The organism is Bdellovibrio sp. GT3, assembly GCF_037996765.1.
Taxonomy (GTDB): domain Bacteria; phylum Bdellovibrionota; class Bdellovibrionia; order Bdellovibrionales; family Bdellovibrionaceae; genus Bdellovibrio.
Window position 1 is genome coordinate 1143262 of the sequence record NZ_JBBNAD010000005.1, and the last position, 20689, is coordinate 1163950.

The following is a 20689-nucleotide window of genomic DNA, read 5'->3' on the forward strand; positions in this document are numbered from 1 at the left end:
AAGCCTTGTAAATAGGCTAATTCAAAGCTTCTTGACGGTCCATCGAATTGTTCATACCTTGAAATTCTAGGAAGTAATGATGAAGAAATATAAGCCCGGCACTGGTGAAAAAATCGAACGCACAGAGGAATTTATCCCGCCAAAGGTCGAGCTTCCTGTGGAGTTTTCTCCTGAACATTACCCGGTGATGTTGCAGGAAGTGCTTGCTGCTTTCTACCCTTACAGAGAGAAAAGTGATGCGACATACTTCGACGGAACTTTCGGTCGCGGTGGTCATTACATGGCAGTGAAATACACTGTTCCCTCGATGAAAGCCACGGTCATGGACCAAGATCTGGCTGCAGTGAAATATGCCAACGAGCGATTCAAGACTGAAGTCGAGAACGGTGCACTTCGCATAATCCATGGAAATTTCTCGCAGTTTTCAGATCATAATCTAAAAAACTTTGATATGATGCTCTTAGATCTAGGTGTGAGCTCACCGCAGTTAGACCAGGCCGAACGAGGCTTTAGTTTTTACCACGATGGTCCACTAGATATGCGAATGAATCAGCAGCAAGGTTTGACGGCTGAGGTGCTTGTGAATACGGCAACAGAGGATGAACTCATTCGAATCTTCAAAGAGTATGGCGAAGTCTATCGTCCTTCTCGTGTTGTCCGCGCGATCGTTCAGGATCGCAAAACAAAAGCATTTCAAACAACGGCAAGCCTGGCAGGTTTGATCGAGCGTGTGGATGGATGGCAGGTGAAAGGCCATCATCCGGCGACAAAATACTTCATGGCATTGCGTTTGGCAGTGAATTCGGAATTGGAAGTTGTCGCAGAAACCATCCCCGCGATGATCCAGGCATTGAAGCCGGGTGGTCGTTTGGCTGTCATCACGTTTCATTCGCTTGAAGATAGAATTGTTAAAAATATCTTCCGTGATTCAGAGGAATTTGGAAGATCTGTTTATAAGAAGGTTGTAGTTCCATCTCAGGAAGAGTTGGATTTGAACACTCGCTCGCGCTCTGCGAAGTTGAGGGTTTTCGAGAGGAGTGCTCAGGATGAGCAAGGAAAACTTTAGGCAGTTAAAACCGTTTTTCAGTATCTTATTGGTTATCTTTACATTGTTTTCCATCGTCTTCCTGCAAATGGAAGAGCGCCGTATGGGTTACGTCGTTTTGAAGCTGACCCGCGAGCATAAAAAAGTTCAGGAAGAAAAGCGCACCAAGGAAATCGCCTTGGCCAAAATCACCCGTCCTCAGTTGCTGGATCATATGGCACAGCAAAAATTCACTCTTAAAAAAATCCAGGCAAATCAGATCATTCATCTGACGGATGTTGAGGATATTCCTGTAGCCAAAGCGGCAGACAAGAAAATTGCACAAAAGGACCTGTAAGTTGAAATCACGTATTGTTTTTCTTTTTGTTGGTATCCTATTTCTATGGTCTGCATTGGCAATGCGTGCGGCATATCTGCAGTTTTTGCCAAATGATCGTTTGAACTCCCTTCAAAACAGACAGTTCCAAACCAAAGTGACGTTGCCGGCCCGTCGCGGGGCGATTGTTGATCGCAATGGTCGCGATCTGGCAATGTCAGCAACCGCGTATTCTTTGTATGCGGATCCGAAGATCATCGAAAATCGTAAAGCGGCTGCAAAAAAGCTTTCAAAGGCTTTGGGTCAGTCCTACGAATCTGTTTATGCAAAAATCAAGGACGGCAACAAACGATTTGTCTGGATTCAGCGCATGCTGGAGCAGGGCAAAGCGGATGAAATCAAATCCTGGGAGATTCGCGGTCTGTCTTTTGTTGAAGAGTGGCGCCGTGTTTATCCGAATGAAACTTTGCTGGCGCAGACTTTGGGGTTCATGGGCAGCGAAGGGCAGGGGCTGGAAGGCCTGGAGCTGGGTTACGATCAGCACCTTCGTGGCAATCAAAAGAAAGTCATGGTTAAAAGAGATGCCCGTGGCCGTCCGTTGATCAATGATGGTTTGATGTTTATTGAAAATCCGGAAGGTAATGAATTGCGACTGACAGTCGACTCGGATCTTCAGTATACTCTGGAGTCGGAATTGGCCAATGCAGTTCAGGAATTCGACGCGGATCACGCCGTGGGTGTGGTCCTCGATGCAAAAACCTCTGCAGTGCTGGCTTTGGCGTCAGCGCCAACATTCGATTTGAACAAAGCCCTGAAGTCTTCGGCAGAACACCGCCGTAATAAGTCAGTCACGGATGCATTTGAGCCGGGATCCACGATGAAAACATTGGTGATTGCAGCGGCTCTGCGTGAAGGTGTGTTGCAGCCAAATACCAAGTTCTTTTGTGAAAATGGTGCATACAGAGTTGGCAACAAAGTGATTAAAGAAGCTGAAGCTCATGAGAAGTTCGGTGACATCACTGCGACAGAGATTCTTGCGGTATCTTCTAATATCGGTACAACCAAGATCGGCTTTAAATTGGGTGCTGATAAACTTCGTCAGGGTCTTTTGGATTTTGGCTTTGGCCAGCGTTTAGGAGTGGATCTTCCTGGTGAATCGCGAGGCATTGTGCAGGCTCTTCCATGGAAACCATTGGCTTTGTCCAATATTTCATTTGGTCATGGTATTTCCTCGACACCGATTCAGCTGGCAAATGCCTATGCAGCCATTGCGAATGGTGGGGTGTTGAATACTCCATACATCGTTCAAGGCGTGCGTGATTCCGAAACTGGTGAATTGTCTGAAACCAAAGTGAAGCCAATTCGTCGTGTGTTGACACCAGAGCAGGCCGCGCAAATGCGCGCAATGCTTTTGGGTGTGACGACATTAAAAAACGGTTCCGGTAAAAATGCCCGAGTGGAAGGCTTCATGGTCGCCGGTAAAACGGGGACAGCGCAAAAAGTGGATCCTAATGGCCGCGGTTATCTTAAAGGCGCTTACGTTTCAAGTTTTGCAGGGTTCATTCCGGCGAACGATCCTAAGTTTGTGATTTATATCGCAGTGGATTCGCCTCGCAAATCATACTATGGAGCCAAAGTTGCGGCTCCGGTTTTTTCCAGAATCGCATCCTATGCAGTTCGTAAAGAAGGTATTGCACCACTTCACGGGACACTTGCCGAAACGAATGTAAAAAACTTGAATTCAATCAAAACGGCGATCAATCAAAAGGCGGCGTTGGAGAAAATCTCCCGCGAGATAGCCACTGAAACAGCAGTGAAGCCGGCAGAGCCACAGATTGTAACGGCGGCTCAACTGGATAAGGCTGTGGAAGTAAAGCCTGGGGAAGTTGTTCCGAACTTGATGAAGCTGACAACGCGGGAAGTTTTGCGGGAAGTCAGCGGGCAGAATATCAAGGTCAAATTCCTGGGTAATGGCAGCATGGTTTCAGAGATGATCCCGGCAGCAGGTTCCACCCTTCCGGAAGATGGAAATATCACAGTGATTCTAAAATAATAAAAAAGGCACCTGAGAGGGTGCCTTTTTTATTTTATTAATAATATCCAAGAATTTTCCACCAAACTGCACAAGCGCCACCCCATACAAGCAGGTTCATGACGCTGGTGATGAAACCGTATTTCCACCATTCGCCCATGGATACATATCCGGCTCCGAATAGTACCGGGGCTGATCCGGTTCCATAGTGAGTTAGTGAAGCGCAAAGTGAAGACACAAATCCCAGAAACAATCCGAACATCAATGGTGGCGCGCCTAAACCAACTCCGACGGCAAAAAAGCTCGCATACAATGCCGAGATATGTGCCGTATTGCTGGCAAAGAAATAGTGTAGATACAGATAGACCGCGATCAAGAAGGCAGAGGCCGCGGGCCAGCCCCATCCCCAAGTGACGATCGAATCTCGAATGGAGGAGGAGAACCAAGCCGTGATTCCCAGTTTATTCAGAAAGGTTGCCATCATAACCAGGGAAGAAAACCAGGTGACGGTATCCCAGGCGCCTTTTTCTTTTAACAGGTCATCCCAAGTCAATACGCCACTGAATAAAAGAACCGCGAGTCCGATGAAAGCTCCGGCGGTAGCGTCGATTTGAAACCAGGGATGATCGCTTAAAATTTTAGATCCGCCAGCCCAGATGAACAGGAGAAGGAAAAACACGCCGACGACGATCCACTCTTCTTTTTTTATTGCACCAAGCTCGTTTAGTTTTTTTGAAGCAAAACCGGAAGCGTCAGGGGTGTGTTTAATTGTCGGGGGATACAAAAGGTAAATAATGTATGGAATTACCAATATCGCAGCAATTCCAGGAACGATCGCCGCCAAGGCCCACTGTCCCCAGGATATATCAATTTGCGCGACATCTTTAATGGCGGCGGTGATCAGAGGATTGGGGGCTGTGGCTGTGATGAACATGGCACAAGTAATAACGTTGATTTGGTAAGCAACAAGAGTCAGGAACGCGCCCATTTTCCGGCGATGCTCTTCATCGGGAGTAGAGCCCATGGCTTCTGAGATCGATCGGTTGATGGGATAAAGTACGCCACCACCGCGAGCCGTGTTGCTTGGCATGACCGGGGACAGGCACATTTCCGCAAAGCTCAATCCATAACTTATACCCAAAGTGCGTTTACCCAGAACTTTCACAAAGTGATAAGCGACGCGGGCCCCGAGGCCTGTCTTGATGAATGCTCTAGAGATGAAAAATGAAATCCCGATCAGCCAAATAAGTGCGTTGGAGTATCCGCTCAATGCATCTGACATTGATTTTGATGGATTACCGGGTGCTGTGACCTGGGAAACTCCCACAAGCAGAATGCCAATCATGGCAGCGCCGCCGATAGGCAGAGCTTTTCCAATGATCGCAACTATGGTTCCTATAAAAATTCCCAGCAATCTCCAGGCATTGATGTCAACCCCATCCGGCGGGCTGATCACCACCCAGAAAAGCATGGTCGCGATGAATGCGGCAATAGCAGGACCGAATTTGACAGGAGTCAGTTCCATCGAAGAATCTCCCAGGAAGTTGAGCGAAGGTTTCGCTGGCTATCTTCCAATGGTATTCTTCGATAAAGAAAAGGCATCGTTTCTGATGCCTTTTGTTTGAAATCAAATAGTTTGTTACATCCAAAACATGAAAGTATTCATGCGGTTTTGATCTTGGGCATCGTTTAGGGTGTCGATCAGAGTCTGCGTCTTTTGTTCACCCAGATTTTCATAAAGGTGCTTGCCACCGATAATGGTAATGTCCCAGTTTTTGGTAACTACTGATGGATCTGTCAGGACGTCATAAAGGGCATCGAAGTTCGCGCCGTAGGTATTTGGAAGTCTTAGACCATCAGCTACGACCGCGTGCAGCTGTTTTAGGGAATGAATTTCGCGACCTTGAATCAGGATTAAAATTTTATATTTGGATTCAAAGACCGTTGCGCCATAAAGACCTTCTCGCTCAACTGTTCTGTCGGGAGTGGCATTGCGAAAAGCATGGGCCTGAGTGGCACCGAAGCAAAGCAATAAGGCAGAGGCGATTAGCAGCAACTTCTTCATGGAAATCCCTTCGAAAGAGTTGCGGCACTATAGCATATCTGACTGTGTGTCTGCTCCTGTCAGGATTTTGTACAGTAAGAACTACAGCAGGGGCTATGACCCCTGCCCATTGATGTATTGGCTGATCTTTTGAAGAACCACTGGTGGAATTTCATGGCCACCGCGGAAGTTCAGAAGTGAACCCTTCATTCCATTCTGGGTCAGAAGAGTTTCCAGCTTTTGCGCCTGCTTATAGTTCAGAACCTGATCCATTTCACCATGGCTTTGGAAGAACTTTTGGCCTGCACGGTTGGGGATGTGCTTTTTCCATTCGTCCTGGCTGACAAGAGTGCCAGACATAATCACCAAACCCCGTGGAGTTTCAGGAGCGCGCAAGTAAAGATCAGTCGCAAGCATGGCCCCTTGGCTGAATCCGCCCAGGATGATTTGGTTCCAAGGAACGCGCAACTGACGAATCATTTCCATCGCCATATCGCGGGCTTTGTCGAAGCCTTTTGGGATTTCACCGCTGAAGTCCCGAGGCACTCCCGTTTCCATAGCGCGTTGAATTTCCATCATGTCAATGGGCCACCAAGCGCGCCCTGTCCACGCTGGGCCAATGGGTACTTCCAAAATTCCGTTCGGAAAAAGCCAATTGTACGTCTTATTCGTCGGGATCATTTGTCCCAAAGAGAACAGATCGTTGGCGTCAGCACCATAACCATGGAAGAAGATGATCCAGGGTGCGTTATCGTCTTGATTAATTTCTTGGCAATGTATTTTTCCGAGTTGTCTCATAGCTTTCCCATACTATACTGATCCCATGAAACTACAGCATCTTTTTTCAACAATTCCAGGAATTCCCGAGCACGCTTTGCCAGATATCGAAGTGGCGGGGATTTTTAATGATGCTCGTAAGGTCGTTTCTGATGGACTGTTTGTCGCCATTCGTGGTGTCAAAGTCGATGGTCATTCTTTCATTCCAGATGCGATCGCAAAGGGTGCAACGGTGTTGGTTGTCGAAGACCCCAATCAGGTGCCCAATAGCTTCAAAGGTTTTGTCTTGCGCGTGGAAAACACTCGTGAGGCCCTGGATATTCTGTCATCGCATTATTACGGAGACCCGGCGCAGGAAATGTTTTGTGTCGGTGTGACGGGAACCAACGGAAAGACTTCTGTGACCTACATGGTGGAAGCGATCTTGAATCATGCCAGCATGCCGACGGGGGTGATCGGGACCGTTAATCACCACCTTTTGGAGAAAATCTGGCCGTCGGATATGACGACTCCCGATCCAATCTATCTGCAAAAACGTCTGCGTGAATTCAAAGATGACGGAGCACAAGCCGTGGCGATGGAGGTTTCCTCCCATGCCCTGGATCAGCACCGCGTGGACAGTGTGCCGTTTAATACGGTGATCTTCACCAATTTGACTCGTGATCATTTGGACTATCACGAAACCATGGAAAAATATCTGGAGGCCAAGCAGCGTCTGTTCACGGACTTGCTGTGGATGACGGACAAGCATCCTTGTTTTGCGATTGTTAACATCGACGATAAGTATGGTCGTCGCTTGCATGTCGCAGATCCAGCGGTTTTATGGACCTATGGTTCCGATAGTTCAGCAACGTTGCATTTTAAAATCAAAAGCATGGATTTCGCATTAACCACTTTCGATTTGAAAACCCCGATGGGCTCGGTCGAAGTGCAGCTGCCAATGTCAGGCACACATAACGTTATGAATGCAGTGGCTGCGATCGGTGCCGGTTTGTCAGCAGGGATTCCTTTGGAGAAATGCGCGGAGGCACTTTCGCGATTCACCGGAGTGCCAGGCCGTTTGCAATCGGTACCGAATAATAAAAACATTTCTGTCTTTGTGGACTACGCTCATTCTCCGGATGCTTTGGAAAATGTGCTGACGGCCCTAACCAGCGTGCGCGAAAGCCTGAACTCCAGCGCAAAAATCTGGACGATCTTTGGTTGCGGTGGGGATCGTGATAAAGGCAAGCGTCCTTTGATGGCTGAGATGGCGTTGAAGTTCTCGGACTCTGTTGTGGTTACTTCAGACAATCCACGTACGGAAGAGCCGCAGGCGATTATAGAAGATATTTTAAAGGGCATTCCTGCCCAGGATAAGGAACGTGTGACTGTGATGGTCGACCGCAAGGAAGCTATTTTGGCAGCGATACACAAGGCCCAGGAGGGTGATGTGGTGTTAATCGCAGGCAAAGGTCACGAAGATTATCAAATTATTGGAACCACGAAGTTTCCATTTAGTGATGTGCAGGTTGCGGAACTCGCACTGCAGGGGAGAGCGTAATGAGAGCCATGGATGTGCAAACAGTTATTAAAGTCACCAACGCCCAAGTGATCAGCCAGCATGCGGATCGTTTTTCGGGTATTGGCACTGACACCCGTGCCAATCTTCAGGATCAGATGTTTATCGCACTTAAAGGCGAGGCCTTTGATGCGCATCAGTTTTTGGATAAAGCAGTTTCCCAAGGAGCGACTGTTTTGTTGGTTCATGAAGACAACAGCCAGGTTCAACAATTCAAAAACAAAGTCACTGTTTTGAAAGTGGCTGACACTTTAAAAGCCCTGCAACAGCTGGGTAACTGGGCTCGCCACCAGGCGCAAGGTAAGATTGTGGCGATCACCGGCTCGAATGGCAAAACCACCACTAAAGAATTCACAGCGGCCCTTATTGATACCGTTAAAACTGTTCACTACAACAAAGGCAGCTTTAACAATCACTGGGGTGTTCCATTCACATTGTTGCAGCTGGATCCGAAAAAAGAAGTGGCTGTTATTGAAATGGGCATGAATCACGCTGGCGAAATCACGGAACTTGTGAAAATCGCAGAGCCTGACGTCGTCGTTTGCACGATGGTAGGCCGCGCGCACATGGAGTTCTTTGGAACGATTGAAAAAGTCGCTGAAGCCAAAGAAGAAATCTACAATGCGGCAGGTAAGAACACGATCCGCATTTACAACCTGGATAACGAGCAGACTCATAACATGTATGTTCGTGGTCATGGCAAGTTTTCACAGGATAAAATTCTAACTTTCTCCAGTGAAGATCCCCGTGCCGATGTGCATTTGATGATCGATTCAATGAACATGAAAGAGTTGGTTTTAAAAGGCAGCATCAAAGGTGTGACTGGTGCGGCAAAGGTTCAGGTGTTCGGATCGCAAAATCTAACAAATCTGATGGCAGCCGCTGCTTTGGGGTTGTCGGTGGGAATGTCGCCGAAGGAAATCTGGGACGGGTTACCAGCATGTCGTACAAATTGGGGGCGCAACCAGCTGGTTCACCTCAAATCCGGTGCTCAAATGATCTTTGATGCCTATAACGCCAACCCCGACAGTATGAAAGCTTTACTGGAAAACGTTCAATTGTTAACCGTGAGTGGACGTAAAGTGGGGGTCTTTGGGCAGATGCGCGAGATGGGTTCGGCCTCCGCACAATTGCATGAGGAACTGGGCGAACGCGTGGGCAAGGCGGGCTTTGAAAAAGTTTACTTTGTTGGCGAGGATTCTGACGCCTTCAATAAGGGGCTGCAAAAGGCTCATTTCTCTAAGGAAAGTCTGATCCAGAAAGATTTTACAGATAATGCCGGGAAAGATTTAGCCACCTTCCTTAAAAACGGGGACATTGCCGTGGTGAAGGCGTCCCGTGGCACGAAACTTGAGCGTTTCGTCTTCCCATGTGAACCTTTGGATTTCACAGAAAAAGTTTAAAGAAAATAGCCTTCCTCGAAAATCCGGCTGGATTACTCCAGCCGGCTGACATATAACAGTCCTCATTATTAGGAGGACTAATGAAACAAAATCTTTCTCTACTTATCGCAGCTCTTACTTTCTCTGCGATGCAAGCTGGGGCGCAAACAAGTTCTGCAAAGATGGGTGCGGCTACTTCCACAAACACTTCGACTTCTAAAATCGAAGATCTTAAAAAGCCGACAGAAAAAATGAAGGACGTGGACGAGGAAATCACTGATGCTCGTATGCGTGCAACTTTGGGTTCTAAATCCAAATGGTCTTTCAAATCTGACCTTTCTTATTCCGGTGGTTCTGTTAACGATCCATTTGGCGCGATCCGTCCTAATTACCGTGCATCTGCAACGGCTGAATCTTTGACTTACCTTTCCGGTAACGTGGGTGTGAACGTTCGTATCACTCCTAAAGACAGCATCAGCTTCGGTTCTGGTTTGACGATCAACGATCCATTCCATGGCGATATCACAAAACCAGCATCTGACTCTCGTAGAGGCAGAGCTGCAAATGCGGTACTTCCTCGTTATGAAATGTCGACTCCTTTCGTAAGCTGGAGCCGTGGTTATAAAGCGTTTGGCACTCAAATGAGCACCAGCGTTTCCACGACTTATTACACTGATGAAGACACAAGCAAATACCAAAACTATTTGGGTAACGTCTCTTTGTCTCAAGTTTTCCTGGCAAATTTCGGAACATCAAAATGGAACGGTGGCGTGAGCGTAAGCTTGGCTAAGTACCTTTACAATGGTGAGTTGTCTGACACAGGTTACGTGGCAGCACAAGCTGCTGGCAGATACATGCGCTCTGATATCAGTGGGGGTTTGTTCCCATTCATGCAGTACACGTTCAACGACACGTACTCTTTCAGAACTGTTTTCGGTTACTTCCAATTCGCGAAATACGAAGTTAACGACAGATACGTTCAATTGGAACCATACCAATCTGTGGGCGTAGGTATCTCTATCACTCGTGACATCTACTTGTACCCGAACATCCAGTTCACACCTAAAGACGTACGTGACGACAGAACGAACGTAGCTCTTTCCACGAACATCAACTTGTTCTAATAAATATGTCTGGATCGAAGTTCATTCCTCCCTCCAAAAAGGGGGAGGATTCCAACAGTCAGGAAATCAGCATCACGATCACAGTGAAGGCCACCGCTGCAGAAATCTGGCGGGCTCTGACTGATACGGACGATCTGGAAAATTGGTGGGGCGACGACGTCGCCCTTGAACCAAAAGTCGGCGGTAAATTCCGCGAAGCCTGGGAAGATGACGAGGGCCAAGAGCAACTCGCTTCCGGCAAAGTCCTATCTTTAGTTCCTAACAAATCCATCACCTTTACCTGGCGCGAGAAAAACTGGGATGCAAAAGCCATCACAGAGTGTTCTTACGTGATCGAAGACAAAGGTAAAACGCGCACGATGACCGTTACCCATAAGGGATGGGACGTGTTCCCGGACAAGCAGGGCGCAAAACTTCTTAAAGATTTCCAGCTTGGTTGGAAATACCACATGCAAGAGCTTAAAGCTTATCTGGATGACGAAGGCTAAGCATTCGTGCTGTCAATCTAGTTGCCGTTTCATTTAACTCACCTTTGGAAGCATGTATCTGATTGTGATGTTTCCCGTTCATTCACTCTGAAGTTCCCACCGAGCTGTCTCACTACGAAGCGAATATAAAGTGCGAACCGCAGGTTCCCTTGCAAATGATATTAGGGAACCTTCACGTACTTCGATCAAAACTTTTGCAACGTCAGATCCTGAACACCTTAAACCCGGTTTAAACCGTTATCGACTCGAACAAACGCTGTGCATGGCTTTTGCTTTACTCCTTATTGAATTCAATTTGGAGGAATAATGAAAACCACAGCAACTATTGTGATCTTAGCCACAGCTTTACCATTCATGACAGCTTGTTCGCAGCTGGGTGTAGGCGCAGAAGTGGAGTTTGGTTCATTCAGAAGTGCGCAGGAAATCATTTCTGTCGTGGATGGCGAAGAGCCAGGGACTACATCTGATGAATCCATTCCGGAAGTGATTGATGAGATCCCGGTTATGCCAGGCGAAGTAATCGATGACGACGGGAATCTGGTAACCGACGATGGCGAAGTGATTTTGCCAGCGTGTGATGCCCTTCAACAGGCCGAAGCTAACTTTATATTAAGCCAAGAAGGTTCCAGCAACGTGGCGGGTGTCAGCCAAGTGGGTAATGCCAACTCTGCAACGATCTACCAAAAAGGTGACAGCAATACAGCCTGTGTGGTTCAAGTTGGCGACAATAACCAAGCAAACGTTCAGCAAACCGGCTCAAACAACTCTGCATCTGTAAGTCAGCAAGGTAATGGCAGCTCTGCGAACATCATCCAATCCGGTGGCAGCAACTCTGCAGTGGTTAACCAACACTAATAGTACGCACTAAAAGGTACGGACTTACTTAGCAGGTAAGGCCGTACCTTTTATCTTTTTAATTTTTAGTAATGATATCAATAGCTTATAAATTTCCCATTGCATTTTAAAGCGCCGATGTGCTAAACCCTTAAAGTTCCAAGCAAATATCAATTTCCAAGGAATTAGGGGAATCGCACATCATGCTTTATCAGTGGCTCTATTCAATGTCGGAATACTTCTCTCCATTGAATGTCTTCCGTTACATCACTGTTCGTACGTTCATCGCGTTTTTCACGTCGTTTTTGCTGTGCTGGATGTGGGGACCTTACTTCATCAAGCGCCTGCAACTGAAGCATTTCGGGCAAGCGATTCGTGATGACGGTCCTCAGTCACATAAGAAAAAAGCAGGTACGCCAACCATGGGTGGGGGCTTGATTCTGCTTTCCACGCTGATTCCGTGCTTGTTGTGGGTGGATATGCAAAACCCATTGGTATGGGCGGTGCTGATCATCACTTGGGGCTTCGGTTTGATCGGTTACATGGATGACTGGTTGAAAGTAAGCAAAAAGAACTCCAAAGGTCTTTCCGGTAAAATCCGTTTGGCCGGGGAGTTTTTGATCAGCGGAGCGGTGGTTGCGTACTTGGTGCACTTCCATAATTTGGGTACGACTGTTTATATTCCGTTCGTAAAATCCTTTGGTTTTGATATGGGCTATGCCTACATCGTTTTCGCCGCACTTGTTGTGGTGGGGACTGCAAACGCCGTGAACCTGACAGACGGTCTTGACGGTTTGGCGATCGTGCCAGTGATGATTTCGGCTGCGACTTTGGGGTTGTTTGCTTACGTCACGGGTCACTATTCCATCGCAAATTATCTGAATATCCCCCATGTCGTGGGAGCAGGTGAGTTAACTCCGGTGGCGGCGACGATTGTTGCTGCGGGAATGGGCTTCTTGTGGTTTAACGCGTATCCCGCTCAGGTCTTCATGGGCGACGTAGGTTCTTTATCCTTGGGTGGATTCCTGGGTTCCATGGCTGTGATCACGCAAAATGAACTTTTGATGGTGATCCTGGGCGGTGTCTTCGTGGTGGAAGCATTGTCTGTAATCACTCAGGTTATTTCCTTCAAACTCACTGGAAAACGTGTGTTTAAGATGGCGCCGATTCATCACCACTTTGAATTGGGCGGTTTAACTGAAACGAAAATCATCGTTCGTTTCTGGATTATTTCGATTTTATTGGCTGTTTTAAGTCTAGCGACTCTCAAATTGAGGTAGAAGAATGTATAAAGAATATAGTGATTTAAAAGACAAAAGAATCCTGGTGGTCGGTCTTGGTAAAACAGGTGTGTCCTTGGCGCACTTTCTTACCAAGCATGGCGCTCAGGTCACTGTAACGGATCACAAATCCAAACCAGAACTTTCTGTTCAACTTGAGCAATTGGGTGATTTGCCAATTAAGTTTGAATTGGGTGGTCACAGTCCGAAAACTTTCATCGCTCAGGATTTGGTTATCCTTTCTCCGGGCGTTCCATCCACTTTGAAAATCTTCGATTACGCAAGATCTCAAGGTATCAAGATCACAGGCGAGTTCGAGTTCTCTGCAGGGTTCATCAAAGAACCGATCATCGGTTTGACTGGTACCAACGGTAAAACCACTGTGGCACGCATCACAGAGGCGATTTTGACTCAATCAGGTATTAAAACCTGGGTGGGCGGCGCGAATGAAAAACCATTGGTGGACTACCTTCGTCTTGATGACAAAGCACAAGTGGTGATCGCTGAAGTTTCCAGTTTCATGCTTGAGCATTGCGACACTTTTAACCCAGGCAACGTGGTCTTCACGAACTTGGCTGAAAATCACCTGGATCGTTATCGCTCCATGGAAGAGTACGTAAATGCAAAACGCCGTATCTTCAAAAACACCAACCAGGCAACTACAAGCATTTTGAATGCGGATGACAACGCCGTTGTTGAATTGGCGCGTGATCCAGCGGTTCAACGTGGTCGTATTTTCTACTTCTCTCGTAAACCGGCTTTGGAGCCTCAAATCATGAACATCGGTGGTGCAGTGAATATCGGTGACGAGATTCGCGTGCGCACAGGTCCTGAGATCGAGACTTTCAATATCAAAAACATGAAAATGCGCGGTAAGCACTCGGTTGAAAACGTGATGGCAGCAATCCTGGCATCTCGTGAGCACGGTGCGACTCGTGAAGCTGTTCAAAAAGTGATCGATACTTTCCAAGGTCTTCCTCACCGTATTGAGTACGTTCGCAAAGTGGGCGGAGTGTTGTTCTACAACGATTCCAAAGCCACAAACGTTCATGCCGTACTTCGTGCACTTGATACTTTCGATGAAAACGTGATTTTGATCGCGGGTGGTAAAGATACGAATCTAAACTACGAACCACTTCGTACGTCGGTAAAACGCAAAGTTAAAACTCTGATCTTGGTCGGGGAAGCTAAAGAGCGCATTAATCGCGACCTTGGTGATTTCTCTGAGACCTTCCTGATCGGTACATTCGAGGAGGCGGTTTTGATCGCTTACCAAAAGTCCAGAATCGGGGACATCGTGCTGCTTTCTCCAGGCTGCTCAAGCTTTGACATGTTTGACAGTTTCGAAGAGCGTGGTGAATACTTTAAAGAGATCGTGAGAAAGTTTCACTGATAACAATCATGAAACACCAGTGCCTCTTTGTTGGGGCGCAAAAGAAAAGGCTCTCATCGCATGAGGGCCTTTTTGCTTTTTCACAATATATAAAGCTAGGAGGGCTTTGTGATCCGTATTCTCGTTGTTTCCTTGTCGTCTGTATTCTTGTTGTCTGCTTGTGCATCCGGGACATTTAAAGCGCGCCAGGAACAACGTGATAAATTGGCTGCCAACACGGGCATGTATTGCAACTTTGTGAGTGGTGAGCAGTTTCCGGATATCGAAGTGGAATTGAGCATGGAAATGGCAAAACGCTGTGATTCCTCCCGTGCTTTCTCAATCACCAATTTTAAAAATTCTTCCAACGAAAATGGTGTCGTGTACTGCTGCTCTATGTCGGGCCGCGCACAAACTGCGGTTAACAAGCGCACGGAAGCCAGAGCCGCTTCCGAGAAAAAAGATTCAGGTGCTGAAGTGGTGGAAGCCGCTCCCTAATTCGGGGTCCAGTCTTCCCACCATTCCTAGACGTTCAAATGGACTTCTGATTAAAATAAAGGCGAGCACGCCTTTGGGAGTCCATCATGTTTAGATATTTATCCAGCAGCTTGTTTTTGGCCATTATCACTTTATTGGGCATCGGCCTGGTGCAGGTTTACTCTTCCAGTTTTATCTTTGCGACCGAATCCTACGGAGACGGTCTTTTCTTTTTTAAACGTCAGTTGATTTTCGCAGTGATCGCATTCGGTGTTTTGATTGGGACGATCCATGTTCCTTTTCGTCTGATTGAAAAACACGGATGGATGTTGTGGTTTGCTGCCGCGATCGGCGTGTTGATGACCTTCGTTCCAGGTCTTGGGGTGCGAGTGGGTGGCGCGATTCGCTGGATCCAGTTGCCGTTCGGTTTGCGCTTTGAGCCGGGTGAACTTTTGAAGATCGCATTCTCGGTCTGGTTTGCAAGCTTGCTATGCCGTCGCGACAATATTCTGGGCCACGTAAAGTGGTGGTGGTTGGCACTGGCATTGGTTGTTCCATTGTTCCTGTTGCTTCGTCAGCCAGATTTCGGAAGCTTTGCGATCATCTTGATGGTGGGTGTCAGTCTGTTGTTTGCCTTTGGCCTGCAATGGAAATACATCGCTGGAGCGGTGGCAGTTCTAATTCCGGCGTTTTACTTCCTGGTGATGTCGGTGCCTTACCGCCGTGCCCGCGTTTTGGCCTTTTTAGATCCTTGGGCTGATCCGGCACAAAAGGGTTTCCAGGTGATTCAAAGTATGCTGAGTTTTCACTCCGGTGGTTTGACGGGCGTTGGTTTGGGGCAAGGGCAGGGGAAACTTTTCTTCCTTCCTGAAGCACACACGGACTTCACGTTGGCTGTCCTGGGTGAGGAAATGGGCTTTGTCGGCTTCGTTGCAATTCTGGCTCTTTATGGATTCGTTGTTTTCCGCGGAATTCAAATTGCCATCAAAGCCGAAGATCCATTCAAAAGAGCATTGGCTTTGGGACTTTCTGTCACGTTTGGCATGAGCGTCTTCATCAATGCGGGTGTTGTCATGGGCCTGCTTCCAACAAAAGGTCTGACGCTTCCTTTCTTAAGTTACGGTGGCAGTTCCCTGGTGGTTTTGTGTTTTATGTTCGGACTCATTTTGAACATTGAAAATTCCTTCGAAGAGGATAAATTCTCTAAACGTTTCGGATCATCCCGTTGGAACGCATCGAAAGTGAAAGCACATGACTAAAAAGACCGTTGTGATTGCCGGGGGTGGCACAGGTGGCCACATCTACCCAGGAATCGCTATTGCCCGCGCCATCCAGAAATTGGACCCTGAAGTTCAGGTTCATTTCGTGGGAACTTCGCGCGGGATGGAATCTAAAATTGTCCCTCGTGAGGGATATACTCTGCACTTGATCGAATCCGGCCAGCTGAATGTGAAAAGTCCCATTAAAAAGTTAAAAACATTGCTCCGCATGCCATTGGGGTTGTTTCAATCCATCCGTCTGCTATGGCAGTTAAAGCCGTTGTATGTGATCGGGGTGGGTGGTTATGCTTCGGGTCCTTTCGTGCTGGCGGCAAGCATTGTTGGCTTTAATACGGCGATCTGGGAGCCGAATGTCATGCCGGGCATGGCGAATCGTTTTCTATCTCGCTTCGTCGACAAGTGTTTCGTGGTTTTTGAAGAGTCGCGCAAACACTTGAAAAGCAATCGTGTGACCCAAGCTGGGATGCCGGTTCGTGAAGAAATCGAAAATGCGGTCCATGCTCAGAACAAAGATGAGAAGTTTCATCTTTTGGCCTTCGGTGGCAGCCAAGGATCCAGAGTTATCAACAACTGCCTGAGTGACGCGATCATTGGCGGGGGCGAGTGGACGAAGGATTTATCTGTCGTTCATCAGTTGGGAAGCGCTGATTTTCCTACAATCTCTGTCAAATATCAAAAAAACAGCGCCGATGTGGATTATCATGAGTATATCTTCGATATGCCAAAGTATTATCAGTGGGCGGACATAATTGTCAGTCGTGGTGGGGCCAGTTCCATTGCGGAAGCGGCAGCGTTTGGTATAATTCCTATAATTGTGCCATTACCAGGAGCCGCCGATGATCATCAGCAAAAAAATGCCGAAAGCCTTGTCGCCCGAAATGCGGGTCGCATGATTTTGCAGAAAGATTTAACCCCTGAAAGATTGATTTCAGAAGTACAATCTCTTCGCCAAGATAAAGCTTTGCGTGAGCAAATGGTTCGGAATATAAAAGATCTTTATGTTCCCCAAGCAGCTTCAACCATCGCAAAGGAAATCTTGCAATGAAATTACAACACGCCAAATTCCACTTCGTAGGTGTCGGCGGCATCGGTATGTGTGGACTCGCTGAACTTTTGCACAACATGGGTGCGAAGGTTTCAGGATCTGATATCGCGGATAATGCGAATACAGAACGTCTTCGTGATATGGGCGTGAGAGTATTCAAAGGTCACGCGGCCTCCAATATCGGTGATGCTGATGTTGTCGTTTATTCTTCAGCTATTCAATATGGTAACCCGGAAATCTACGAAGCTCGCGCTCGTCAGATTCCATTGATCCCTCGTGCAGAAGCCCTGGCTGAGATCATGCGCTTAAAGCGTGGTATTGCTGTGGCAGGAACGCACGGTAAGACCACGACAACGTCCATGACGTCGGCGATTTTCCTTGAAGGCAACCTAAGCCCGACGATCGTGGTTGGTGGTCGCTTTGAAATGATCAAATCCACAGCTCTATTGGGGGCGGGTGAGTGGTTGGTTGCAGAGGCCGATGAATCCGATGGCAGCTTTAATAAGCTGACTCCGGAAATCGCGATCATCACCAATATCGACTCCGATCATTTGGATCACTATAAGACTTTCGAGAACCTGCAAAAGAACTTCTATGACTTTGCTCTTAAAGTTCCGTTCTATGGAAAGATCATCGCTTGTGGTGATGATCCCGTGGTTCGCCAGATTTTTGAGAACTTCCCAAAACGTATTTTGTACTACGGTTTCGATGAAAAGAACGACTTGGTTCTTTCAGGTGAGCAGGGGAGCTACTCCCTGTATCGCAGCGACCGCCTGCTTGGCACTCGTCACTTGGTGGGTAAGTTTAAGCTTAACATCCCAGGTCGTCACAATGCCTTGAATGCAGTGGCCGCTATTTGTGCTGGTCTTGCAGCAGGCATTCCATTTGATATGTGTGCGGCTGGTTTGCAGCGCTTTGATGGTGTGGATCGCAGATTCCACTTCAAGGGCGAAAAAAGCGGTATCAAAGTTTACGACGATTACGGTCACCATCCAACAGAAGTGCGCGCGGTTCTTCAGGCCTTCCGTGAAAAGTATCCTCAAAACCGTCTGGTGGTTTATTTCCAACCACATCGTTTCAGTCGTACTCAGCACTGCTGGCATGACTTCACAACGGCATTCATGGAAGCTGATCAAATCCTGCTGACGGATATCTATCCAGCGGGTGAGGCACCAATTCCAGGGGTCAGCTCGGAAAAGCTGGCTTCAGAAATGAAGCATGAAAATGCGCAGTACTTCCTTCGCGATGACAAGTCTTCGTCTAAGATTGTGTCGATGCTAAAGGATGGCGACGTGTTCATCACTCTCGGCGCCGGCGATGGCTGGAAGCTGGGATTGGATGTTCTGGATAAGATTCAAAACTAAAACAAAGCCGGGGAGACCCGGCTTTTGTTTTTAAATTCCTGTTCCTAGGTCGTGTTTTCACGGATCCCACGGGCATTGGTTTAAAGCTGACTGAATTAATTGATAGTCTGGAGTCTGGAAGCCATTCCTTTGGAGAGTCTGTGAAGAAGTTGGTTCTAAAACTATTTTTGGGTTTCATTGTTATACCAGCTGCCTTGGTGGGAACTCTTTATTATCTGAATGAAAATGGTTTCTTTAATATTCAAAAAGTCGAAGTGGTTCTGGAGAATCCGGCAGCAGGGCAAGAGCACTTTTTAAAGCCCAATGTGGATGCTCTAGAAAGTCTTCTGGTGAAGTATAAAGGTATGTCCCTTTGGAATATCAAACTTCGCTCTGTCTCCAAGGAATTGCAGAAGCAGGAATGGGTCGAGACCTTGCAGATCTCAAGATCCTGGCCGACGACGCTGGCGATTCGTGTGAAGCCTTATGAAGTTAAGTTTCTATATATGGCCAAGGGTGGAAAGCTGACTCCGATCATCAAGGACGGAAAGTTCCTGGATGTGATCGAAGCAAAGCAGGCGCCTGACGTGGCGATTTTGGATGGTGATGCTTTTGGAAAAAAACAAGAGCTTCGCAAAAAAGCGATTGATGTGATCGAGCAAATTCCTGCTCAAGGATCGTTCAGTCGTAAAACAATTTCTGAAGTTCGTTACGATAATAAAGAAGGCTTTTGGATGACACTGATTAAGACTGGAACACAGGTGAAAATCGGTGAAGACCAAGTGGCACTAAAGGCAGCGCGCGTTTCTCGCGTCGTTGATTATCTCGAAACCAAGCAGTTTGACGCTCGCGTCATAGACGCGGATCTGTCAAAGAAAGTCCTTGTCAGGTTGCGTAAGGATCCCTAAGCTTAAGTCTGGTAGACCATCTAAAGTCGAGCTCGCGTTCGGCTCAGATCGAATAAAATGATTTTATTCGCCGGTCTTTCAAACAAAGACGCCCAAATAGGGTGTCATATACGAGGACTTAGGGATGAGTACATCAAAACCGAAAGCTCCGGTATTGGCTGGTTTGGATATTGGTTCGACCAAAGTATGTTTCGTCATCGGAACCGTCAATCCCGAGGGGAAAATCGAAGTCGCAGGAGTAGGTACTGCTCCTAATACAGGCATCCGCCAGGGTGTTGTCGTTAATATTGAGGCAACAACCGACTCTATTAAAAAAGCAAAAGAAGAAGCAGAATTGATGTCCGGTTATAGAGTCGACGAAGTTTGGGTCGGCGTTTCTGGTACTCATATCTCTTCATTTGATTCAAAAGGCATGGTCGCGATCAAGAATCGCGAAGTCACACCTTCTGAAATTGATCGCGTGATTGAAGCTGCAAAAGCAGTGGCAGTTCCGACAGATCGTACTGTCTTGCACATCCTTCCAAGAGAATTCAAAGTCGACGGTCAAGACGGCATCACTGATCCAGTGGGCATGTCGGGCATTCGTTTGGAAGCCAACGTGCATATCGTAACCGGCAGCCAGTCCGCGATTAACAACACTGTTAAATGTGTTGAAAAAGCGGGACTTAAAATCGCAGGCTTGGTGCTAAGCCAGTTGGCTTCTGCGACAGCGGTTATCTCTAATGATGAAAAGAATCTGGGCGTAGTGGTTGTCGATATGGGCGGCGGTACTTGTAACAACTTGTACTTCGTCAACGGCAGCGTGGCTCATTCCTCTATTATTCCAGTAGGTGGTTCGCACTTTACTCATGACGTGGCGGTAGGTCTTAGAACTCCGCAATTCGCAGCTGAAATCTTGAAAAAGAAATACGGTTGCGCAATGGCGTCTATGGTGAATGACAACGAAACTATCGAAGTTGAAGGTGTGGGCGGTCGTAAATCCCGTGTGATCCCGCGTAAGGATCTTGCGGATGTGATCGAGGCTCGTGCTGAAGAAACATTGAATCTGATCGCCAACGATATTCGTATGAGCGGTGTGATGCCAATGTTGGGTTCAGGTATCGTTCTAACTGGCGGAGCAAGTCAGTTGGATGGCCTGATTGAAATGGGTGAGTTTATTTTTGATATTCCGGTTCGCAGAGGGGCACCTTTGGAAATCGGAGGTCTGACTGATGTTGTGAAATCTGGAGAGTTTTCGGCAGCAGTTGGATTGTTACAGTATGGATTGTCACAACGTAAAGATTTGATGATCCAAAGCGCGCAGGAACTTGAGATCAATATCGGAGAGTCGATCAACGGCTTGACGAAGCGTCTTAAGGAAATGTTTGAAAAGGTATTTTAG

19 protein-coding genes are annotated in these 20689 nt (G+C 47.3%); 16 read left to right on the plus strand and 3 right to left on the minus strand.

Features of this window, described 5'->3' with window-relative positions:
* Positions 1 to 79: 79 nt before the first annotated feature.
* From rsmH to AAAA73_RS12995, 3 genes are read left to right on the plus strand one after another with little or no spacing between them, the layout of a single operon-like run.
* Positions 80 to 1066 (plus strand): 16S rRNA (cytosine(1402)-N(4))-methyltransferase RsmH, encoded by a 987-nt coding sequence (gene rsmH, locus AAAA73_RS12985; RefSeq protein WP_340599374.1) that lies wholly within the window; start codon positions 80 to 82, stop codon positions 1064 to 1066.
* On the plus strand, positions 1047 to 1382 hold the full coding sequence (locus AAAA73_RS12990) for a histidine kinase (protein ID WP_340598827.1): 336 nt from the start codon (positions 1047 to 1049) through the stop codon (positions 1380 to 1382). Before rsmH ends, AAAA73_RS12990 begins: the two co-directional genes overlap by 20 nt.
* A 1-nt stretch (position 1383) precedes the next feature.
* A complete protein-coding gene (locus tag AAAA73_RS12995) occupies positions 1384 to 3414 on the plus strand; it encodes a penicillin-binding transpeptidase domain-containing protein (protein WP_340598829.1) in 2031 nt (676 codons plus the stop codon).
* Between the two features lie 37 nt (positions 3415 to 3451).
* Here AAAA73_RS12995 and AAAA73_RS13000 read toward each other — a convergent pair whose 3' ends face one another.
* From AAAA73_RS13000 to AAAA73_RS13010, 3 genes are all read right to left on the minus strand, one after another.
* Positions 3452 to 4918: a DASS family sodium-coupled anion symporter gene (locus tag AAAA73_RS13000; protein ID WP_340598831.1), complete on the minus strand. Its 1467-nt coding sequence runs from the start codon at positions 4916 to 4918 to the stop codon at positions 3452 to 3454.
* A gap of 114 nt (positions 4919 to 5032) precedes the next feature.
* Complete coding sequence (locus tag AAAA73_RS13005; RefSeq protein WP_340598833.1) at positions 5033 to 5458, minus strand: barstar family protein; 426 nt, start codon at positions 5456 to 5458, stop codon at positions 5033 to 5035.
* Between the two features lie 93 nt (positions 5459 to 5551).
* Positions 5552 to 6235, minus strand: a complete 684-nt coding sequence (locus tag AAAA73_RS13010; protein ID WP_340598835.1) for an alpha/beta hydrolase — start codon at positions 6233 to 6235, stop codon at positions 5552 to 5554.
* A gap of 25 nt (positions 6236 to 6260) precedes the next feature.
* On the opposite strand from AAAA73_RS13010, the gene AAAA73_RS13015 reads away from it, so the two are divergent.
* The 13 genes from AAAA73_RS13015 (at position 6261) to ftsA (ending at position 20689) form a co-directional block, all read left to right on the plus strand.
* Positions 6261 to 7757 (plus strand): UDP-N-acetylmuramoyl-L-alanyl-D-glutamate--2,6-diaminopimelate ligase, encoded by a 1497-nt coding sequence (locus tag AAAA73_RS13015; RefSeq protein ID WP_340598837.1) that lies wholly within the window; start codon positions 6261 to 6263, stop codon positions 7755 to 7757.
* The gene (locus tag AAAA73_RS13020; protein ID WP_340598839.1) at positions 7757 to 9178 is read left to right on the plus strand and encodes a UDP-N-acetylmuramoyl-tripeptide--D-alanyl-D-alanine ligase; all 1422 of its coding nucleotides are present in this window, start codon (positions 7757 to 7759) and stop codon (positions 9176 to 9178) included. The genes AAAA73_RS13015 and AAAA73_RS13020 overlap by 1 nt, the downstream gene beginning before the upstream one ends.
* An 80-nt stretch (positions 9179 to 9258) precedes the next feature.
* On the plus strand, positions 9259 to 10281 hold the full coding sequence (locus tag AAAA73_RS13025; RefSeq protein ID WP_340598841.1) for a hypothetical protein: 1023 nt from the start codon (positions 9259 to 9261) through the stop codon (positions 10279 to 10281).
* A 5-nt stretch (positions 10282 to 10286) separates the two neighbouring features.
* The gene (locus AAAA73_RS13030) at positions 10287 to 10769 is read left to right on the plus strand and encodes an SRPBCC family protein (RefSeq protein WP_340598843.1); all 483 of its coding nucleotides are present in this window, start codon (positions 10287 to 10289) and stop codon (positions 10767 to 10769) included.
* Between the two features lie 306 nt (positions 10770 to 11075).
* Complete coding sequence (locus tag AAAA73_RS13035; protein ID WP_340598845.1) at positions 11076 to 11624, plus strand: hypothetical protein; 549 nt, start codon at positions 11076 to 11078, stop codon at positions 11622 to 11624.
* A gap of 182 nt (positions 11625 to 11806) precedes the next feature.
* A complete protein-coding gene (gene mraY / locus AAAA73_RS13040; protein WP_340598846.1) occupies positions 11807 to 12883 on the plus strand; it encodes a phospho-N-acetylmuramoyl-pentapeptide-transferase in 1077 nt (358 codons plus the stop codon).
* Positions 12884 to 12887: 4 nt separating this feature from the next.
* On the plus strand, positions 12888 to 14276 hold the full coding sequence (gene murD, locus AAAA73_RS13045) for a UDP-N-acetylmuramoyl-L-alanine--D-glutamate ligase (RefSeq protein WP_340598848.1): 1389 nt from the start codon (positions 12888 to 12890) through the stop codon (positions 14274 to 14276).
* A gap of 108 nt (positions 14277 to 14384) precedes the next feature.
* Positions 14385 to 14753, plus strand: a complete 369-nt coding sequence (locus tag AAAA73_RS13050; protein ID WP_340598850.1) for a hypothetical protein — start codon at positions 14385 to 14387, stop codon at positions 14751 to 14753.
* An 86-nt stretch (positions 14754 to 14839) separates the two neighbouring features.
* A complete protein-coding gene (gene ftsW / locus AAAA73_RS13055) occupies positions 14840 to 15991 on the plus strand; it encodes a putative lipid II flippase FtsW (protein WP_340598852.1) in 1152 nt (383 codons plus the stop codon).
* Positions 15984 to 17057, plus strand: coding sequence for an undecaprenyldiphospho-muramoylpentapeptide beta-N-acetylglucosaminyltransferase (gene murG, locus AAAA73_RS13060; RefSeq protein WP_340598854.1), 1074 nt, complete (start codon positions 15984 to 15986; stop codon positions 17055 to 17057). The genes ftsW and murG overlap by 8 nt, the downstream gene beginning before the upstream one ends.
* The gene (gene murC, locus AAAA73_RS13065) at positions 17054 to 18421 is read left to right on the plus strand and encodes a UDP-N-acetylmuramate--L-alanine ligase (protein WP_340598856.1); all 1368 of its coding nucleotides are present in this window, start codon (positions 17054 to 17056) and stop codon (positions 18419 to 18421) included. The genes murG and murC overlap by 4 nt, the downstream gene beginning before the upstream one ends.
* 140 nt (positions 18422 to 18561) lie before the next feature.
* Positions 18562 to 19308, plus strand: coding sequence for a cell division protein FtsQ/DivIB (locus tag AAAA73_RS13070; RefSeq protein WP_340598858.1), 747 nt, complete (start codon positions 18562 to 18564; stop codon positions 19306 to 19308).
* Between the two features lie 124 nt (positions 19309 to 19432).
* Positions 19433 to 20689, plus strand: coding sequence for a cell division protein FtsA (gene ftsA / locus AAAA73_RS13075; RefSeq protein ID WP_340598860.1), 1257 nt, complete (start codon positions 19433 to 19435; stop codon positions 20687 to 20689).

What these genes read in the sequence shown, in the direction of transcription:
- rsmH (WP_340599374.1), top strand. Translation starts at nt 80, where the DNA reads ATGAAGAAATATAAGCCCGGCACTGGTGAAAAAATCGAACGCACAGAG.
- AAAA73_RS12990 (WP_340598827.1), top strand. Translation starts at nt 1,047, where the DNA reads ATGAGCAAGGAAAACTTTAGGCAGTTAAAACCGTTTTTCAGTATCTTA.
- AAAA73_RS13000 (WP_340598831.1), bottom strand. Translation starts at nt 4,918, where the DNA reads ATGGAACTGACTCCTGTCAAATTCGGTCCTGCTATTGCCGCATTCATC.
- AAAA73_RS13005 (WP_340598833.1), bottom strand. Translation starts at nt 5,458, where the DNA reads ATGAAGAAGTTGCTGCTAATCGCCTCTGCCTTATTGCTTTGCTTCGGT.
- AAAA73_RS13010 (WP_340598835.1), bottom strand. Translation starts at nt 6,235, where the DNA reads ATGAGACAACTCGGAAAAATACATTGCCAAGAAATTAATCAAGACGAT.
- AAAA73_RS13015 (WP_340598837.1), top strand. Translation starts at nt 6,261, where the DNA reads ATGAAACTACAGCATCTTTTTTCAACAATTCCAGGAATTCCCGAGCAC.
- AAAA73_RS13020 (WP_340598839.1), top strand. Translation starts at nt 7,757, where the DNA reads ATGAGAGCCATGGATGTGCAAACAGTTATTAAAGTCACCAACGCCCAA.
- AAAA73_RS13025 (WP_340598841.1), top strand. Translation starts at nt 9,259, where the DNA reads ATGAAACAAAATCTTTCTCTACTTATCGCAGCTCTTACTTTCTCTGCG.
- AAAA73_RS13030 (WP_340598843.1), top strand. Translation starts at nt 10,287, where the DNA reads ATGTCTGGATCGAAGTTCATTCCTCCCTCCAAAAAGGGGGAGGATTCC.
- AAAA73_RS13035 (WP_340598845.1), top strand. Translation starts at nt 11,076, where the DNA reads ATGAAAACCACAGCAACTATTGTGATCTTAGCCACAGCTTTACCATTC.
- mraY (WP_340598846.1), top strand. Translation starts at nt 11,807, where the DNA reads ATGCTTTATCAGTGGCTCTATTCAATGTCGGAATACTTCTCTCCATTG.
- murD (WP_340598848.1), top strand. Translation starts at nt 12,888, where the DNA reads ATGTATAAAGAATATAGTGATTTAAAAGACAAAAGAATCCTGGTGGTC.
- ftsW (WP_340598852.1), top strand. Translation starts at nt 14,840, where the DNA reads ATGTTTAGATATTTATCCAGCAGCTTGTTTTTGGCCATTATCACTTTA.
- murG (WP_340598854.1), top strand. Translation starts at nt 15,984, where the DNA reads ATGACTAAAAAGACCGTTGTGATTGCCGGGGGTGGCACAGGTGGCCAC.
- murC (WP_340598856.1), top strand. Translation starts at nt 17,054, where the DNA reads ATGAAATTACAACACGCCAAATTCCACTTCGTAGGTGTCGGCGGCATC.
- ftsA (WP_340598860.1), top strand. Translation starts at nt 19,433, where the DNA reads ATGAGTACATCAAAACCGAAAGCTCCGGTATTGGCTGGTTTGGATATT.